An 18578-nucleotide genomic window follows, 5' to 3' on the forward strand; every position below is an offset into this window, starting at 1 on the left:
CCCATGTCCGCAGAAACCCTTCTTCTCGCCGGCCTGCTGTGCGCGGTCATCGTGCTGCAGCTGGCCGCGTTGCTCCGCCGCCAAACCCATGGCGCCCTTGAACAGACCCTGCGCGAGGAACAACGCCAGGGCCGCGGCGAACTGCGCGAACAGCTGGCCGACCTCTCCAGCCGAACCGAGCAGCGCCTGGACCAGCTGCGCGACACCCTCGGCGAAGAAGCGCGCCGTGCCCGCGAGGAAGGCGGCCAGGCGCAGCAGCGCACCGCCGACATGCAGGCCCAGCGGCTGGGCGAACTGCGCGGCCAGCTCGAACACTTCGGCCAGCAGCAGGAAGCGCGCATCCACGCCTTCGGCCAACAGCTGGCCGAGTTCACCACGCGCACCGACACCCAGCTGCAGGCGCTGCGCCAGTCGCTGGTCGAAGACGCGCGCACCGGTCGCAACGAAAGCGCGCAGTCGCAGCAGCGTTTCGCCGAACAGCTGGGCCAGCGCCTGGCCGAGCTCACCCAGCGCAACGAACAGCGCATCACCGAAATGCGCGCCACGCTGGACCAGCAGCTGCAGGCGCTGCAGGCCGACAACGCGGCCAAGCTCGAACAGATGCGCGCCACCGTCGACGAAAAGCTGCAGACCACCCTCAACACGCGCCTGGACGCCTCGTTCAAGCTGGTGTCCGAGCGGCTGGAGCAGGTGCAGCGCGGCCTGGGCGAGATGCAGCAGCTGGCCACCGGCGTGGGCGACCTCAAGCGCGTGCTGACCAACGTCAAGACGCGCGGTGGCTGGGGCGAAGTGCAGCTGGAAAACATCCTCGAGCAGACCCTCACCGCCGAGCAGTACGCACGCGGCGTGCGCGTGCGGCCGGACAGCGGCGAGATCGTCGACTTCGCCATCCGCCTGCCCGGCCGGGCGCAGGACGATGCACCGGTCTGGCTGCCGATCGACTCCAAGTTCCCCCGCGAGGACTACGAGCGCCTGCTCGACGCCCAGGAACAGGGCGAACAGGAGCTCGTGCTGGCGATGGGCGCGCAGCTGGAGCGGGCCATCCGCATCCAGGCCAAGTCGATCGGCGACAAGTACATCGTGCCGCCGCACACCACCGACTTCGCGGTGATGTTCCTGCCGACCGAAGGCCTGTACGCCGAGACCATCCGCCGCCCGGGGCTGGTGGACCTGCTGCAGCGCGAGCACCGCGTGGTGATCGCCGGCCCCACCACGGTGACCGCGCTGCTCAACAGCCTGCAGATGGGCTTCCGCACGCTGGCCATCGAGAAGCGCTCCAGCGAGGTATGGAGCCTGCTGGGCGCGGTGAAGAGCGAGTTCGGCAAGTTCGCCGGCATTCTGGAAAAGGCCGAGAAGCAGATCAACACCGTCGGCAAGAGCCTGGGCGAGGCCAGCCGCAAGACCCGCACCATCGAGCGCCGCCTGCGCGGCGTGGAATCGCTGTCGGTGGAAGATTCGCGCGACCTGCTCGAAGACGCGGCGCTGGATGCGCTGGGCACGCCCGACGAGGACGGCGGCGAGGACACCGACTGATTTCCGACATCCCCCCTGGCTTCCTGTGCCAGGGTATGCCCACGGCCGACCGCCCCGTGGACACGCTGGATTCCCCCCGCGCGGCACACCGCAACAAGGAGCAACACCCCTCATGGCCACGTCGCTTTACGACATTCCCCTGAACACCATCGACGGCCAGCCGGCCCAGCTGGCCGACTACCGCGGCAAGGTGCTGCTGGTGGTCAACGTCGCCTCCAAATGTGGCCTCACCCCGCAGTACGAAGGGCTTGAACAGCTCTACCGCGCCAAGCACGACGCCGGCCTGGAAGTGCTGGGCTTCCCGGCCAATGACTTCAAGGGCCAGGAGCCTGGCAGCGATGCCGAGATCCAGCAGTTCTGCCAGCTCACCTACGACGTGAGCTTCCCGATGTTCTCCAAGATCGAGGTCACCGGTGCGCAGACCCATCCGCTGTACCGCGCGCTGATCGCCGCGCAGCCGGAGTCGGTGGGCGAGGCGGCGATGCGCCAGCAGCTGGTGGGCTACGGCATCGAGCCGAATCCGGCGCCGGGCGTGGTGTGGAATTTCGAGAAGTTCCTGCTCGGCCGCGACGGCGAAGTCATCGCCCGCTTCGCGCCGAACACCAAGCCCGACGACGCCGGCCTGCTGGCCGCGATCGAGCGCGCGCTGGCGGCCTGAGCCCACGGCGTCGGGGGTTGCGATCCCCGCACGCGCGGCCACGAAAAAGGCCCGGGGAAACCCGGGCCTTTTCGTATTCCCTCGCGGCGATCAGTTGCCGAAGTTCGGGATCGGCATCGCATCCACCGGCACGGTGGTGTCGCGGCCATCATCCTGCGCATCGCGGTTGCCGCGGCGATCGCTCTGGATCATGTAATTGCGCCGCTGCAGCCACGCATCGCGGGTCAGCGCGTACTCGTCCACCGCCTGGTCGCGCAGCGCGTCCACGGCCAGCAGCTGCGAGCGCGTGTTGACCAGCTGCAGGCCCTGCAGGCCGAAGCGCACCGCGCTGTCGTCCACCTGGCGCAGCGGCGAGAGCGGCACGTCGCCGGCCAGGCCGAAGGTATCGCGCACGGTACGCGGGCCGAACAGCGGCAGCTCGAAGTAGCGCGAGTTCTGCCAGCCCCACACGCCCAGCGTCTGGCCGAAGTCCTCGGTGCGGCGCGGCACCTTCGCCGCGCTGGCCGGGTCCATCAGGCCGCCGATGCCCAGCGTGGAGTTCATCACGAAGCGGCCGAGCGTCTGCAGCGCGAACACCGGATGGCCCTGCAGCAGCTGGTTGACCATCGTCAGCGGCGAACGCAGGTTCTCGAAGAAGTTGCTCACGCCCAGGCGCACCGGCTGCGGGGTGACGTTGACGTAGGCAGTGGCCAGCGGGCGCGCGATGCCGCGGTCGATGGCCAGGTTGAAGCGGTGCATCTTGCGGTTGTAGCGCTCCCACGGGTCGTAGGTGGCCGCGGTGTTGCCGCCCGTCGCGTCGGTCGCGTCGGCCGACGGCGCGGGTCCACCGTACAGGGCAGCGAAGTCGTCCTCGGCCTGGGTCGGGGCGCTGGCGCCTGCTTCGGCGGTGGCCTGCGGCGCCGCGGCCGGCGCAGTCGAGGTATCGGCGACGGGCGCCACCGGCGCAGACGTGTCGACCGGCGGCACGGTGTCGGCGATCGGCGCGGGGGCAGCGGCCTGGGCCGGTACCGGCGTACCAGGAGAAGGCGTGGCGGCATTGCGCGGGCCCTGGCTGGCACAGGCGGCCAACAGGGAGACGGCGACGAGAAGGGGGAAGCGAAGGACGTTCATGTCAGCTCGCGACAGGCAGAGGGGATGCCTGGAAATCCAGTTGGGGGGTAAGGCGGTAGGCGGCCGCCAGTTCGACCAGCCCGGCGGGCGAGCCGACCAGGCGGGGTTCGCCACCGGCCGAACGCAGGCGCGCGGCCAGTTCGGCCAGCAGCGCGACGCCGGCACTGTCCACGCGCTCGACGCCGCGCAGGTCCAGCGTGCGCACGCCGGCCAGCGAGGTGCTGGCTTGCGGCCACAGCGCGGTGGCCGCGGCACGGTCGAGCGCGCCGGTCAGCACCAGCGCCTCGCCTTCGCGACGCAGGGCGGCGTTACTGGCCACTGCGCTTGCCGCCGGCCTGCTGGCCGGCCTGCAGGGTGCCGTCGCGCAGTTCCTTGGCGACCTCGGCGATGCCCTTCTGGCGCAGCGGGGCGTCGAACTGGGTCTTGAAGGTCTGCACGTAGGAAATGCCCTCGATGCGGACATCGAAGATCTTCCACACGCCGTCGACGTTGCGCATCAGGTAGTCCACCGGCGTCGGGTCATTGCCCGGGCGCAGCAGCTCGGTCGCCACCACCACGCCGCGGTTGCCCGGCAGCGCGCTTTCGGACTTGCCGCGGAACGTCGGCTTGCCTTCGAACTCCAGCAGGGCGTCGCCGTAGCGCTGCATCAGGTTGTCGGCCATCGCATCGGCGAACAGCTTGATGTCGGCATCGGAGGCGCCACGGCCATGCAGGCCGAGCACCAGGCGGGCGGCGTAATCGCGGTCGAAGGACTTGTTGAGCTCGCCGTCGATGAACTGGCGCAGCGTGGCCGGGTTCTTGCGGAACTCCGCGCGGCGCTGTTCCAGCGTGCCCAGGATGCGCGTGCTGGTGTCGATCACGGTGCGGGTGGCCGCGCCGTTGGAGGTGGCGGCCGCGGCGGCCGGCGCGGTCTGCGCCAGGGCCAGTGCGGGCGTGGCCGCGGCCAGGGCGACGGCGAGAAGCGAGGGAATCAGACGGATCTTCATGGTTGCGGTTCCGTGGGAGCGGGGGTGTCGGTGGCATCGCTGGGCGCGGCCTTGTCGCCGCCGCCGGTGCCGCCACCGCTGAACATGTACTTGCCGACCAGTTGCAGCAGATCCACCGCCGGCTGGGTGAAGGCGATTTCCTCGCCGGGCTTGAGCACTTCCGGGTCGCCGCCCGGCTGCAGGCCGATGTAGCTCTCGCCGAGCAGGCCGCTGGTGAAGATGCCGGCCGAGGTGTCGGCGGGCAGGTCCTTGTAGCGGTCGTCCAGCGCCAGCGTCACCACCGACTCGAAGGTCTTCGGGTCCAGGCTGATGTCCGACACGCGGCCGACGTTGACGCCGCCGATGCGCACCGGCGCCTGCGGGCGCAGCTGGCCGATCTGGGTGAAGCGCGCCACCAGCGGGTATTCGCTGTGGCCGAAGCCGAAGCGCTGGTTGGTGGAAGCCACCGCCAGCACCAGCAGCGAGGCCAGGGTCAGCAGCAGGAACGCGCCAACGGAAAATTCGAGTCTCGGTCCACGCATGGCCATTACAGTCCTGACAGGTCGGGATCCTTCCGCATGCTCACTGGAACAGCATCGCGGAGAGGACGAAGTTGAACATCAGCACCAGCAGCGAGGCGTTCACCACCGCGCGGGTGGTCGCCACCGAGGTGCCTTCGATGGTGGGTTCGGCATGGAAGCCGACATACGCGGCGACCAGCGCGGCGGTGCCGCCGAAGATCGCCGACTTGAGCAGGGCCACGCCGAAGTCGTCCCACAGGTCGACGCTGCCGCGCAGCCCCGACCAGAACGTGCCGTTGTCGATGCCCAGCACGTGCACGGCCTCGAAGTAGCCGCCGCTGATCGCCAGCGAGCAGAACACCGCGGTAAGCAGCGGCACGGTCAGCACCGCCGCCCAGAAGCGCGGGGCCACGGCCTTGGCGACCGGGTCGATGGCCATCAGCTCCAGCGCCTTGATCTGGTCGGTGGCGCGCATCAGGCCCAGCTCGGCGGCGATGGAGCTGCCGGCGCGGCCGATGAACAGCAGCGCGGTCAGCACCGGCGCCAGCTCGCGGTACAGCGACAGGCCGAGCAGCGTGGACAGCGCATCGGACGCGCCATAGGTGGTGAGCGTGCGATAGCCCTGCAACGTCAGCACCAGGCCGACGAAGGCGCCGCCCACCGCGATGATCGGCAGCGAACGCGCGCCCACCTTGTAGATCTCGCGGGTCAGCTCGGCGAAGAAGTCCGCCGTGGGCACCGAACGGCGCAGCACGCTGAGCGAGAACAGGCCGGCGCGGCCGAGCGACTGGATCGAGGACACGACGGGCATCAGGCAGCGCTCCGCTGGGGCGTGCGCGGCACGGCGTCGAAGGGGATCGGGCCATCGGGCTGGCCATGCAGGAACTGCAGCACCAGCGGGTCGGTGCTCTCGCGCAGCTGCGCCGGGGTGCCGGCGAAGACGATGCCGCCGTTGGCGATCACCACCGCCTGGTCGCAGATCGGCAGGGTCTCGTGCACGTGGTGGCTGACGATCACGCTGGTCAGGCCCAGGCTTTCGTTGAGGCGGTGGATCAGGCTCATGATCACGCCGCTGGCGATCGGGTCCAACCCGGTCAGCGGTTCGTCGTAGATCATCAGCGGCGGGTCCAGCGCCAGCGCGCGCGCCAGCGCCACGCGGCGGGCCATGCCGCCGGAGAGCTCGCGCGGCCACGCATCGGCGGTGGCCAGCAGGCCCACGGCCTGCAGTTTCATTTCCACCAGGCGGCGCAGCACCGGCGCCGGCAGGCGGGTGTGGGTGCGCAGCGGCAGCGCCACGTTCTCGGCCACGGTGAGGTCGGTGAGCAGGCCGTTGCCCTGCAGCAGCACGCCGATGTTGCGGCGCATCTCCAGCAGCGCGCGCGAATCGCGCGGCACCGGCTCGCCGAACAGGCGCAGGCTGCCCGCCACCGGATGCAACTCGCCGGTGAGCGCGGCCAGCAGCGTCGACTTGCCGCTGCCCGAGGGGCCGAGCACGGCGGTGATGCTGCCGCGCGGCACGTCGAGCGAAACGTCGCGCAGGATCGCCCGGCCGCCACGATCGATGCGCACACCGGACAACTGGACGACAGGGGTATCGTTCACCGACATTTCTTGGACAAGGGAATCCGCGGAAGAATTGGTCGCGGCGGCTGAACTTAACCGAACTGGACCGTGCAGTATTGTCGCATCCGCGTCCCCCCGGCACAAAGTCCGAAAGTGCGTCCGCGTCGAAACAGCGTGTCCCTGGTGCGGGCCAATCGCACGTGCCACAGGCCACGGTGCCGGGTGGCGAGGGCTCGTCCGGCCCGTGCCGCTCGGGCAAGATGACGGCATGACGCCGGCCGTTCCCGACTTCCGCCTGTACCACTCCAACTCGCTGGAAGTCCTCGCGGGCCTGCTGGCCGAGGAACTGCGGCAGCCGGCGCCGGGACAATCGCTGCTGGTGCCGGACCTGGTGCTGATCCCCCAGGTGGCGATGCGCCGCTGGCTGCAGGCCTCGCTCGCCGCCGAGCACGGCGTGGCCGCCAACCTCGAATTCCTGACGCCGGGCGAGTTCGTCTCGCGCGCGCTGGCCGCCAACGTTGGCGGCGGCGCGGACGACCTCGACGCCGCCGCGCTGCGCTGGCACCTGTATGCCGCGCTGGGCGAGCCCCGCCTGATGGCGCGCCCGCCGCTGCGCGCGCTGTCCGATTACCTCGCCGATGGCGACCCGCTCAAGGCCTGGGCGCTGGCCGGCGAGCTGGGCGACGTGTTCGAGAAGTACCAGGCCTGGCGTCGCGACTGGCTGCTGCGCTGGGAAGCCGGCGCCGACGCGGAAGACCCGCAGGCGATCCTCTGGCGCCGCGTCGCCGAAGGCCGGCCGTACCGCGCGCGGCGCATCCACGACTACCTCGTCCGCTTCGGCGAGGACCGCGCCGCGCTGCCGCAAGGCCTGCCGCCGCGGTTGTTCGCCTTCGCCACGCTCAACATTTCCCCGGACGTGCTGCGCGTGCTGGCCACCCAGGCGCGCGTGGGCACACTCCATTTCTATATGCCCAGCCCCACGCGCAGTTACTGGGGCGACCTGCAGACCCGCGGCGAGCAACGCCGCGCCGGCGAGGACGCCACCGGCGCGGACAACCGCCTGCTGCAGGCCTGGGGCGCCGCCGGCCGCGATTTCATGGCGGTGCTGGGCAGCTACGAGGTCGTGCATCCCTCCGGCGACTTCCCCGCCTATGCGGACCCGGAAGCCGATGCGCGCGGCGAGCCCTCGCTGCTGCGCGGCCTGCAGGGCGACCTCTTCCACCGCCGCGCCGCGCCGGGCCTGCCGCCGCGCGCGGAGGTGGATCGCCACGACCCCAGCGTGCAGGTTCACGCCTGCCACACCCGCCTGCGCGAGCTGCAGGTGCTGCACGACCAGCTGCGCGCGCTGCTCGACGACGCGCGCTTCGACCCGCCGCTGCAGCCGCGCGAAATCGCCGTGCTGGCGCCGGACATCGACCCCTACCTGCCGTACCTGGACGCGGTGTTCGGTGCGCGAGGCCGCGACGAAGCCGTGCCCTATGCGCTGGCCGACGCCAGCCCGCTGGCCGGCGAACCGCTGGCCGATGTGTTCGTGCGCCTGCTCGGCCTGCCGCTCTCGCGCTTTGGCCTGGCCGAGGTGTTCGACCTGCTCGCCAGCCCGCCCGTGGCCGAAGCCGCCGGCCTGGACGCCGCCGCCCTCGACCGCCTGCACGAATGGCTGCAGGCCGCCGGCGCGCGCTGGGGCCTGGATGCCGCGCATCGCCAGCAACACGACGCCCCGCGCGAGGACGCCTATACCTGGGCCTTCGCGCTGGACCGCCTGCTGCTCGGCCATGCCAGCGGCGCCGAGGACACCATCGCCGGCGTGGCGCCCTGGCCGGAACTGGAAGGCGGCGCGCTCGCCGCGCTCGACACCCTCGTGCGCCTGCTGCGCATCCTCGCCCGCCAGCAGCAGGCCCTGGCCGAGGCGCTCACGCCGGCGCAATGGCGCGAACGCCTGCTTGCCCTGCTCGATGCGCTGTTGCCGCAAGCACCCGCCACGCCCGCCGGCGAACGCGCGCTGGATCGCCTGCGCAACCTCATCGACACCTTCGCCGCCGATGCCGCGCGCGCCGGCTTCGACGCGCCGGTGGCCGCGGAGGTCGTGCGCGCCCACTTCGCCGCCACCCTGGCCGAAGCCGATACCCGCGCGCCGCTGCTCACCGGCGGCGTCAGCATCGGCCGCATGGTGCCGATGCGCCTGCTGCCGTTCCGCGTCATCTGCCTGCTCGGCATGAACGACGGCGACTATCCGCGCCGCGATCCCGCCGCCGGCCTCAACCGCCTCACCGCCGAGCTCGGCAGCGAGCGGCGCCGGCCGGGCGACCGTTCGCTGCGCGAGGACGACCGCTTCCTGTTCCTGCAGCTGTTCGCCTCCGCGCAGGATGTCTTCTACCTGAGCTACCTCGGGGCCGATCCGCGCGACGGCAGCCCGCGCGAGCCTTCCGTGCTGGTGAGCGAACTGCTCGGCGCGGCTGCCGCCTGCCATGCCGACCCGGCGCAGGCCGCGCGTGCGCTGGTAGTGCAGCAGCCGTTGCAGCCGTTCGCGCCGGCCGCGTTCGGCGACGCCACCGAACCGCGTCGTTTCAGCTACCGCGCGCAGTGGCAACCGGCCGCGGCCGCGCTGGGCAATGCGCGCGGCGCGCTCGATGCCTGGGCGGCGGGGATGCTGCCGCCCTTCGAGGCGGAAGACGATCTCCCGCTGGAATCGCTGCGTCGCTTCCTCACCTCGCCGAGCGAACAGTTCCTGCGCCAGCGCCTGGGCCTGCGCCTGCCCGATGCCGCCGACACCGCGCCGGACATCGAGCCGCTGGTCCTGCCGGGCGGGCGCGATGGCCAGGTCCTGCGCCAGGTGGTGCTCGACGCGCTGCTCGCTGGCGCGGACATCGCGCAACTGCCCGCGGCCTTGCGCGCGCGTGCATTGCTGCCGGCCGGCCCGGCCGGCGAACAACAGCTGCGCGCGCTGACCCGCACGCTTGCGCCACTGGCGCAGGCGTTCAACGACTGGCGCGGCCACGCCGAAGCGCAATCCCAGCGTTACGAGGTGGATATCGACGGCGTGCGCCTGCACGGCCGCGTCGGCGGCCTGTACGTGCCGGGCATGGCGCGCCTGCGCGCCGGCGCGCTCAACGGGCCGGCGGTGATCGCCCACGGGCTGGACTGGCTGCTCGCCAGCGCCGCCGACGACCCGCGCCCGCTGCTGCGTTTCACCGAGGAGGGCGGCGGCCCGCCCGAACCGCTGCCGCCGCCATCGCCTTCCGAAGCCCGCGCGCGCCTGTCCGAGCTGCTGCACCTGCGCAGCGCCGGCCTGCGCGCGCCGTTGCCGTTCGGTGCCTACAGCGGCTGGGAGTTCTTCAATGCCGACGGCGACGCGCACGTGCGCCGCCGCAAGGCCGCCGAGCGTTGGCAGGGCAACGACCGCCAATGGGGCGAAGGCAACGGCGATGCGCCGCGCCTGGCCCTGCGCGGGCGTGATCCCTTTGCCGATGACGCCGCGTTCGCGGAATTCGCGCGCATCAGCGACACCGTCTTCGCCGCCGTCACCGGCCGCGCACCGGCGGAGGTGGCATGAGCGTCGTCGATCCGTATCTCGACCTGCCGCTGGAAGGCCTGCGCCTGATCGAGGCCAGCGCCGGCACCGGCAAGACGTTCACGCTGGCCACGCTGGCCACGCGGCTGGTGGTCGAGCATGGCTGGCGCGTCGGCGAACTGCTGGCGGTGACCTTCACCGAAGCGGCCACGCAGGAGCTGCGCAAGCGCATCCGCGAGCGGCTGGCGCTGGCCGCGCGGCTGGTCGGCACGCCGGTGGACACGCAAGCCGCTTCGCCGGAGGTCGCGCTCACCGCCGAACTGCTGCAACGCCATCTGGCCGCCAGCGGCGAGCCGGTGGAAAAGCTGCGCCAGCGGCTGGTGGCGGCGGCCGACGAGATCGACCTGTCGGCGATCTTCACCATCCACGGCTTCTGCGCGCGCGTGCTTCGCGAGCACGCACTGGAGAGCGGGCAGACCTTCGCCCCGCCCGAGCTGCTCGCCAACACGCGCGAGCTGCACGACGCGCTCGCCGCCGACCTGTGGCGCGCCGAAGCGGCCACCGTGGCCGGCGCCGAGGATCTTCCCCGCCTGTGGTCCGGTGGCCCGGACGCCTTGGCCGCCGACCTGCCCGCCTTGTTGCGCGCCACCGACCTGCGGCCGGCCGACGAAGTCCCCGGCCCCGAACCCGAAGCCGCGCGCGCTACAGCCGCGGAGATCCTCGCGCAGGCCATCGACACGCATCTCGAGGATGCCCAGGCGCTCATCGCCGGCGCGTTCGAACGCAAGGTGCTGCACGGCGGCCGCGCCAAGCGGCGCAGTTTCGAGAAGGCGTTCGCCGAGTTGCGGCAGGGCCTGGCTACGCGCGACTGGCCGCGCGGCGACAAGCTGCACATCGACAAGCTGCTGCCCGAGCGCCTGCGCTATTTCTGCTACGACAACCGGGTGGACGAGGTGCCCGCGTGTGCGTTGTTCGACGCCCTGCGCGACTGGGTGGAGGCCGACGAACGCGTGCAGCAATGGCTGCGCCAGCGCCGCGTCCACCTGCTGCATCGCGTGCGTGCAGAGGGCCAGGCGCGCCTGCGCAGGTTGAAGGTGCAGCAGCGCGTGCAGACCTACGATGACCTGATCGACGACGTGCATGCCGCGCTCACCGGCCCGCATGGCGCCGAGCTCGCGCGCCGCCTGCGCGCGCAGTATCGCTTCGCGCTGGTGGACGAATTCCAGGACACCGACGAACGCCAGTGGGACATCTTCGACCGCGTGTTCGGCCTGCGCGGCGAGGCGGGCGGCCTGCCGCCGGCGCTGTTCCTGATCGGCGATCCGAAGCAGGCGATCTACGGCTTCCGCGGCGGCGACGTGCACACCTACCTGGCCGCCGCGCGCGAGGCCACGCCCGCGCCGCTGCTGGATCGCAACTTCCGTTCGCGCCCGGCGGTGCTGGGGGCGATCGACGCGTTGTATGCACGGGCGGGCGAGCTGGCGTTCGTCGATCCGCAGATCCGCTTCCATGCCGTCGCGCCGGGCGGCCAGCGCCAGGACGACGACTTCCTGCGCGAAGGCGAGCCGGCCCCGGCGCTGACGCTGTGGCGCGCGCCACCGGCCGAGAACGGCGCGTACGCCGCCGAAGTCTCGCGGCAGTGGGCCACCGCGGCCTGCGTGGCGGCGATCCACGACGTGCTCGCCGACGCCCGCGCCGGCCGCGCGCTGCTGGATGGCCAGCCCGTGCGCCCGGGCGATATCGCCGTGCTGGTGCGCAAGCATGGCGAGGCCACGCGCATCCAGCAGGCGCTGTCGGCGGCTGGCATTCCCGCCGTCGCCGCCGGCCGGTTGAGCCTGTACGAAACCGAGCAGGCCGGCGAAGTGCTCACGTTGCTGCTCGCGCTGCTGCACGGCGCCGATGACGCACGCCTGCGCGCCGCGCTCGCCACCGTGCTGGTGGGCGAGGACGCCGCCGCCATCGACGCGTTGGAACATGACGGGCCGGTGCATCGCCAATGGCAGCTGCAGGCGCTGGCCTGGCGCGAACGCCTGCAGCGCGGTGGCCCGCTGGCGTTGCTGTCCGAGCTGTGCGCCGCGCAGGGTCCGCGCCTGCTCACCCTGCTCGATGGCGAGCGCCGCCTGAGCAACTACCTGCAGCTCGCCGAAGGACTGCAGCAGGCGCAGGCGCGCACGCTGGGCCTGCACGGGCTGGTCGACTGGCTCGCGCGGCGCATCGCAGAAGCCGACCGCAATGATGAAACGCAGTTGCTGCGGCTGGAATCGGACGCGCACCGCGTGCAGATCGTCACCCTGCACAAGAGCAAGGGCCTGGAATACCCGCTGGTCTTCCTGCCGTTCGTCGGCATCGGCAGCCGCCCGCACGCGGCCGAACGGCATTGCCAGGTGACCGAGGCCGACGGGCGCCACCTGCAATGGAAGATCACCGGCGACGACCCCGCGTGGGCCGCCGCCACCGCCGCCGCCGCGCAGGCAGCGCGCGCCGAGGACGCCCGGCTGCTGTATGTCGGCCTCACCCGCGCCGAGCATGCGCTGTGGATCGCCAGCGGCGACTTCTACCAGCAGCAGGGCACCGCGCTGTGGCCGATGCTGGGCGAGATCGAAGCGCTGGCGCGCACCCCCGGCGTGGTGGTCGATGCCCGCGTGCCGCCTTCGCCGCTGCCGCGCCTTGCGCCCGCCGAAGCGGGCCAGGTGCAGCGCGCGCGCGCCATGCAGCGTGTCGTCGCGCCGGACTGGTGGGTGTACAGCTTCACCCAGCTCGCCAACGCCGATGCCGGCGGCGAGCCGGAAGCCAGCGCCACGGTGGAAGCCGCCGGCGGGCTCGACGAACCCGCCGCCGCGCCGGTCGACGCGCTCGCGCCGCAGCGCCTGGCCGAAGTGGATCCGCGCTTCGTCGGCAACCGTTTCGGCGTGGTGATGCACGAGGCGTTCGAGCAGGTCGACTTCAATGCCTGGCGTGACTGGCAACCGGGCGCGGCCGCACCGGCCGGGCAGGGCGCCGTCCTGGGCGCCGCGCTGGATGGCGGCGGCTACGCCGCCGATGAGCGCGACGATGGCGTGGCCGTGCTCACCGCGCTGGTGGGCCACAGCCTGACCGTCGCGCTGCCGGAGGGCGTGCGCCTGTGCGAGCTGCCGGCCGACGCGCGCCGCGCGGAAATGGAATTCCACTTCGCGCTGCGCCCGACCGCCGTGCCGGAACTGATCGCGCTGCTGCACGCGCACGGCGTGGTCGCCGACCGCCACGGCTTCGGCCTGCGTCGCCGCCTGGAAGGCCTGATGACCGGCCTGATCGACCTGACCTACCTCCACGACGGCCGCTGGTACGTCCTGGACTACAAATCCAACCGCCTGCCCGACTACGGCAGCGCGCGCATCGCCCAGGCCATGGGCGACAGCGAGTACGACCTGCAGGCGCTGATCTACACGCTGGCGTTGCATCGCTGGCTGCGCTTCCGCCTCGGCGAGGCCTACGACTACGCGCGCGATTTCGGCGGCATCCGCTATCTGTTCTGCCGCGGGCTCGATGCGGCCGACCCGTCATCGCCCGGCGTGCACGCGCAGCGTTTCGCGCCGGCTTTGGTGGAAGGGCTGGATGCCCTGTTCGGCCGGCCCGCCGTGCGGGAGGCGCTGGCATGAGCCTGCTCGCCGAACTGCTGCGCGCCGGCCTGCTGCGCCCGCTGGACCATGCGCTGGCGCAGAGCCTGCGCCGGCTGGATCCGCTCACGCCGGAACCGGTGCTGCTCGGCGCCGCGCTGGCTTCGCTCTCGGTGGCGCAGGGGCATGCGGCGTTCGATCCCGCGCGGCCTTCGCTGCTGGTGGATGCGCAGGTGGATTGGCCGTCGCCCTCCGCGTGGGAAACCGCGTGGATCGGCTCGCCATGGATTGCCGCGCCGGTCGATTCGCTCGCGCCCAGCCCCGCCGACGTGCCCCTCGTGCACGAAGGCGGCCTGCTCTACCTGCGCCGCTACCGCGAATACGAAAGCCGGCTGGCGGCCGGCCTGCTTCGCCTGGCCGCCTCCCCGGTGCGCGCGGGCGATCCCGCCGCGCTCGCCGACGTGTTCGCGCGCCTGTTCCCGCAGGCCCGCCAGGGCGAGGACCGCCAGGCCTGGGCGGCCGCGCTCGCGCTGCGGCGCAGCCTGCTGTTGGTGACAGGCGGCCCCGGCACCGGCAAGACCACCACCATCGCCCGCCTGCTCGCGCTGCGCGTGGCGCAGGCGCGCGAGGCGGGCCAGGCGCCGCCGCGCATCGCATTGGCCGCACCCACCGGGCGCGCCGCCGAACGCATGGCCGAAAGCCTGCGCGCGGCCACCTTGCGCCTGCGCGCCGAAGGCGGGCTGGCCGACATCACCGATGCGCTGCCCGACAGTGCCAGCACGCTGCATCGCCTGCTCGGCACCGTGCCCGACCGCCCGCAATTCCGTCACCACGCCGACAACCCGCTGGAAGCGGACATCGTCGTGGTCGACGAAGCCTCGATGGTCGACCTGCCGCTGATGTGCAAGCTGGTCGAGGCGGTGGCCGACGGGACGCAGCTGATCCTGCTGGGCGACCCGGACCAGCTGCCCTCGGTCGAGGCGGGCGATGTGCTCGCCGCGGTGCTCACCGCCGCCGGCGAGGGCGATGCGCTTGCGCGTGGCGACGCGGCGGCCTTGGCGCCGCTGGTGGGTTCGCGCGCCGGTGGCGCCGTGGCGTCCGCGCCGCTGGCGGGGCATCGCGTCCACCTGCTGCGGGGTTATCGCCAGGATGCCGACTTCGAACTGGCGCCGCTGGCCGACGCCGTGCGCGCCGGCGACGCCACCGGGGCCCTGGCCTTGCTGCGCGGCGACCCGCTGGCCGGCGTGGAATACCACGAGACCGTGCTCGACCCCCTCGCAGTGCCGCAGGCCGGGCTGCTCGCCCACTGGCGCGCGCTGGGCGAGGCGCCGGATCCCCACGCCGCGCTGCAATGGGCCGGCCGCCTGCGCCTGCTCACCGCCGTGCGCGAAGGGCCGCAGGGATCGCGCGGCCTCAATGCGCGCATCGAGGCGCAGCTCGGCGGCCACCCGATCGGCGCCGCGCCGGCGTACTTCCCGGGCCGCCTGCTGCTCATCACCGAAAACAGCTACCGCCACCGCCTGTTCAACGGCGATGTCGGCGTGGTGCTGCGCGATGCCGGCGGCGCGCTGGTCGCCTGGTTCGCCGATGGCGCGGGCGACGTCCGCGGCTTCCACCCCTCCGCGCTGCCGGCGCACGAAAGCGCGTTCGCGATGACCGTGCACAAGGCGCAGGGCTCTGAATTCGACGAGGTGTGGCTGCAGCTGCCGGCACGCGACGCGCGCGTGCTCAGCCGCGAGCTGGTCTATACCGGCCTGACCCGGGCGCGGCGTCGCTTGCACCTGGCCGGGAGCGAGGCCGTCCTGCGCGCCGCGCTGGCCCGGCACGCGCAACGCATCTCCGGGCTGGCCTGGCGGCTGGGCGGGCGCGAAGCGCTCCCGCCCCCCGCCCCCGTGTTGGCACCGGCGCAGGGCAGCCTGTTCTAAAGCGGCGTCAGCGGTACGGGCCGGGGCCGCGCCAGACGATCTCGCCCTGCTTGTAGACCTGGATCATGTTGATCACCTCGCGGCCATCGCCGATGGCCTGCAGCTCCGGCGAGGAGGGATCGAGCAGGCGGCACTTGCCCGAGCCGCGGCGGATCGCGATGTCCAGCTCGCAGACCATGCGGTAGGACGTGCCGGGCAGCGGGATCGCCAGCTCCTTCATGCCCTGGTCCTTCCAGGTGCGCAGCAGGGTCTCGCTGCGGGTGTCGTAATAGACCTGGTAGCCGCCCACTTCCATGCTCGGCTGGCCGCCGGCGTCGTTGCCCTGGCCGCGCGTGTAACCCGGGCCGGCGTCCATGCCCTGGTTGTCGAGCGCGGTGTCCTGCGGCGCCCATCCGGGGGGATGGCCGGTCCAGGTCTGGGTACGGCGGGGCGTGGGCGGGCTGGCCGCCGGTCGGCGCGTCAGCCGCGACCAGTCGTCGTCGGCTGCGCTGGGCTGCGGCGGCTGCGGCACCTCGCGCTGCGGCTCGGGCTCGGGCAGGTCTTCCGGCGGCACCGGGTCGGGCGAAGTCACCACCAGCGTGGTGCGCACCTGCGAGGTGGCCTTGCGCTTGCGCACCGGCGCGGCGGGCGGCGGCGGGCTCGGCGGCCCGGGGTGGGTCTCGCGCGGCTCGCCGAGGAAATCCACCTTCATGCGGCTGCCGCCGGAGGCGCCCTGCGGCGTGGAGATGACCGGCTTGGAGGAGTAGAGCAGCACCAGCAGCATCAACAGGTGCAGCAGCGCGCTGACGAGCGCGGCGATCCACGGCTGCAGGCGGTCGATCCTCGGTTCTTTCCGGGTATCGATGCGACGCGACGCCTGGCTCATGCCCACGTGGGTGCGTCGAGGGAGCGGGCCTTCATGGGGGCGGGGATCGCGTGCGGCGGTGGGGGAGCGGCATCGTAGCGCGGATGAAGCGTCGCGCGTTTGGCAGCCCATGCCGGAAACCGTGCAATCCGCTGGCCGCCCGGGGCCCATGCAGCGGGTGAGCGGGACGAACACAACCGGCCACCTATACTCGGGGGTAGATCCACGAAAGAAGGCTTGCCCTGAATGAGCGCTTCCCCCTCGTCACCGCTCGACACCGCCACCCCCGCACCCGGCGCGCTGCGCCGCTCCATCTCCAACACCCTCAAGGGTTCGGCCGGCAATCTCGTCGAGTGGTACGACGTCTACGTCTACTCGGTATTCGCCAGCTACTTCGAATCCCAGTTCTTCTCCAAGGAAGACAAGAACGCCACCCTCTACGTGTGGGCGATCTTCGCGGTGACCTTCCTGATGCGCCCGATCGGCGCCTGGTACTTCGGCCGCTTCGCCGACCGCTACGGCCGCCGCCTGGCGCTGACGGTCTCGGTGTCGCTGATGGCCGCGTGTTCGTTCGTGGTGGCGATCACCCCCAACGTGGCCTCCATCGGCGCGGCGGCGGCCATCATCCTGCTGCTCGCGCGGCTGGTGCAGGGCTTCGCCACGGGCGGCGAGTACGGCACCAGCGCCACCTACATGTCCGAGGCGGCGATCGCCGGGCGGCGCGGCTTCCTGTCCTCCTTCCACTACGTCACCCTGGTGGGCGGCCACGTCATCGCCCAGGCCGTATTGCTGATCATGCTGCACGTGGTCGACAAGCAGCACATCTCCGAATGGGGCTGGCGCGTGGCCTTCGCCCTGGGCGGCGTGGGCGCGCTGGTGGTGTTCTGGCTGCGCCGCACGATGGACGAGTCGCTGGGCTCGGAATCCATCGCCGCGGCCAAGGAAGGCAAGGCGCGCTCGTCCGGTTCGCTGCATGAGCTGTTCGTCAACCAGTGGCGCCCGCTGCTGCTGTGCTTCCTGATCACCGCCGGCGGCACCATCGCGTTCTACACCTACTCGGTGACCGGCCCGAAGATGATCCAGACCGCCTTCGCCGGCGACGACGTCATGGCCGGCACCTGGATCAACCTCGCCGCGCTGGTGGTGCTCATGCTGATGCAGCCGGTCGGCGGCTGGCTGTCGGACATCGTCGGCCGCAAGACCCTGCTGGTGTTCTTCGGCATCGGCGGCGTGCTCTACACCTGGTTCCTGGTGCTGTACCTGCCGAAGCAGAGCGACTGGCTCACCGCCTTCGCCATCCTCACCGTGGGCTTCGTGATCCTCACCGGCTACACCTCCATCAACGCGGTGGTGAAGGCCGAGCTGTTCCCGACCCACGTGCGCGCGCTGGGCGTGGGCCTGGGCTATGCGCTGGCGAACTCGGCCTTCGGCGGCACCGCGCCGCTGCTGTACCAGGCCGCGCTGCATTCGGACCGCGTGGACGACTTCGTGATCTACGCCACCGCCGTGATCGCCGTGTCCCTGTTCGTCTACATCTTCTTCCTGACCAACAAGGGCTCGAACTGGCTCGACCACGAGCACGAGATGCACCGCCGGCACGGCACCCGCCGCAACTGACACCCCACGGCCGCAGTCGGCCCGCCTCTTTATTAATGGAGGCGGGCCGCCCGCCGTCGCCCCCGGTAGGGGCCGCAGCCCCTCCTCGGGTACCATGCATCCCCCGTCACGGGCACTCAGTACCCATGTCCGCTTCCAAGAACACCCCCGATTCCGACGTCACCCAGGCCCAGGCCGAAGAGGCCGTGCGCACCCTGCTGCGCTGGGCGGGCGAAGACCCGGCCCGCGAAGGCCTGCTCGATACCCCGCGCCGCGTCGCCGAGGCCTATGGCGACTGGTTCAGCGGCTACCGCGACGACCCGCGCGAATACCTGGCCCGCACCTTTGAAGAGGTGGCCGGCTACGACGAACTGATCGTGCTGCGCGACATCGAGTACGAAAGCCACTGCGAGCACCACATGGCGCCGATCATCGGCAAGGTGCATGTCGGCTACCTGCCGGACGGCAAGGTGGTGGGCATCAGCAAGCTGGCCCGCGTGGTGGAAACCTACGCGCGCCGCTTCCAGGTGCAGGAAAAGATGACCGCGCAGATCGCCCAGTGCATCCAGGACGTCCTGGGCCCGCGCGGCGTCGGCGTGGTGGTGGAAGGCGCGCACGAATGCATGACCACGCGCGGCATCCACAAGCGCGGCGTGAGCATGGTGACTTCCAAGATGCTCGGCACCTTCCGCGAGGATGCGCGCACGCGCGCCGAGTTCCTGCGTTTCATCGAAGTCGGCGGCAAGCGCTGAGAGCGCTGGC

14 protein-coding genes are annotated in these 18578 nt (G+C 71.8%); 7 read left to right on the forward strand and 7 right to left on the reverse strand.

What is annotated here, in order from left to right:
• Positions 1-3 precede the first annotated feature (3 nt).
• On the forward strand, positions 4-1533 hold the full coding sequence (locus tag ARC20_RS16305; protein ID WP_057649034.1) for a DNA recombination protein RmuC: 1530 nt from the start codon (positions 4-6) through the stop codon (positions 1531-1533).
• A gap of 112 nt (positions 1534-1645) precedes the next feature.
• The gene (locus tag ARC20_RS16310; RefSeq protein WP_057649036.1) at positions 1646-2191 is read left to right on the forward strand and encodes a glutathione peroxidase; all 546 of its coding nucleotides are present in this window, start codon (positions 1646-1648) and stop codon (positions 2189-2191) included.
• Between the two features lie 90 nt (positions 2192-2281).
• On the opposite strand, the gene ARC20_RS16315 is transcribed toward ARC20_RS16310, so the two are convergent.
• From ARC20_RS16315 to ARC20_RS16340, 6 genes are read right to left on the reverse strand one after another with little or no spacing between them, the layout of a single operon-like run.
• Entirely contained in the window at positions 2282-3301 is a 1020-nt protein-coding gene (locus tag ARC20_RS16315; RefSeq protein WP_057649038.1) for an MlaA family lipoprotein, read from the reverse strand.
• Between the two features lies 1 nt (position 3302).
• Complete coding sequence (locus ARC20_RS16320; RefSeq protein WP_057649040.1) at positions 3303-3620, reverse strand: STAS domain-containing protein; 318 nt, start codon at positions 3618-3620, stop codon at positions 3303-3305.
• Positions 3610-4287, reverse strand: coding sequence for an MlaC/ttg2D family ABC transporter substrate-binding protein (locus ARC20_RS16325; protein WP_057649042.1), 678 nt, complete (start codon positions 4285-4287; stop codon positions 3610-3612). The genes ARC20_RS16320 and ARC20_RS16325 overlap by 11 nt, the downstream gene beginning before the upstream one ends.
• Positions 4284-4814 carry an outer membrane lipid asymmetry maintenance protein MlaD gene (mlaD, locus tag ARC20_RS16330; RefSeq protein WP_057649044.1) on the reverse strand — a complete coding sequence of 177 codons (531 nt, stop codon included), beginning with the start codon at positions 4812-4814 and terminating at the stop codon, positions 4284-4286. Before mlaD ends, ARC20_RS16325 begins: the two co-directional genes overlap by 4 nt.
• 34 nt (positions 4815-4848) lie before the next feature.
• Positions 4849-5598: an MlaE family lipid ABC transporter permease subunit gene (locus ARC20_RS16335; protein WP_057649047.1), complete on the reverse strand. Its 750-nt coding sequence runs from the start codon at positions 5596-5598 to the stop codon at positions 4849-4851.
• Positions 5598-6395, reverse strand: coding sequence for an ABC transporter ATP-binding protein (locus ARC20_RS16340; RefSeq protein WP_057649049.1), 798 nt, complete (start codon positions 6393-6395; stop codon positions 5598-5600). Before ARC20_RS16340 ends, ARC20_RS16335 begins: the two co-directional genes overlap by 1 nt.
• A gap of 223 nt (positions 6396-6618) precedes the next feature.
• Between ARC20_RS16340 and recC the strand changes: the two genes are divergently transcribed.
• The 3 genes from recC to recD are packed head-to-tail and all read left to right on the forward strand — an operon-like array spanning position 6619 to position 15376.
• On the forward strand, positions 6619-9900 hold the full coding sequence (recC, locus tag ARC20_RS16345; RefSeq protein ID WP_057649051.1) for an exodeoxyribonuclease V subunit gamma: 3282 nt from the start codon (positions 6619-6621) through the stop codon (positions 9898-9900).
• Positions 9897-13493: a UvrD-helicase domain-containing protein gene (locus ARC20_RS16350; protein ID WP_057649053.1), complete on the forward strand. Its 3597-nt coding sequence runs from the start codon at positions 9897-9899 to the stop codon at positions 13491-13493. The genes recC and ARC20_RS16350 overlap by 4 nt, the downstream gene beginning before the upstream one ends.
• Positions 13490-15376 carry an exodeoxyribonuclease V subunit alpha gene (recD, locus tag ARC20_RS16355; protein ID WP_057649055.1) on the forward strand — a complete coding sequence of 629 codons (1887 nt, stop codon included), beginning with the start codon at positions 13490-13492 and terminating at the stop codon, positions 15374-15376. Before ARC20_RS16350 ends, recD begins: the two co-directional genes overlap by 4 nt.
• Positions 15377-15383: 7 nt before the next feature.
• On the opposite strand, the gene ARC20_RS16360 is transcribed toward recD, so the two are convergent.
• On the reverse strand, positions 15384-16241 hold the full coding sequence (locus tag ARC20_RS16360) for a hypothetical protein (RefSeq protein ID WP_057649056.1): 858 nt from the start codon (positions 16239-16241) through the stop codon (positions 15384-15386).
• 225 nt (positions 16242-16466) lie between these two features.
• On the opposite strand from ARC20_RS16360, the gene ARC20_RS16365 reads away from it, so the two are divergent.
• Positions 16467-17837 (forward strand): MFS transporter, encoded by a 1371-nt coding sequence (locus ARC20_RS16365; protein ID WP_057649057.1) that lies wholly within the window; start codon positions 16467-16469, stop codon positions 17835-17837.
• A gap of 125 nt (positions 17838-17962) precedes the next feature.
• Entirely contained in the window at positions 17963-18568 is a 606-nt protein-coding gene (gene folE, locus ARC20_RS16370) for a GTP cyclohydrolase I FolE (RefSeq protein WP_057649058.1), read from the forward strand.
• Positions 18569-18578 lie beyond the last annotated feature (10 nt).

It is taken from the genome of Stenotrophomonas panacihumi (assembly GCF_001431645.1).
GTDB lineage: Bacteria > Pseudomonadota > Gammaproteobacteria > Xanthomonadales > Xanthomonadaceae > Stenotrophomonas_A > Stenotrophomonas_A panacihumi.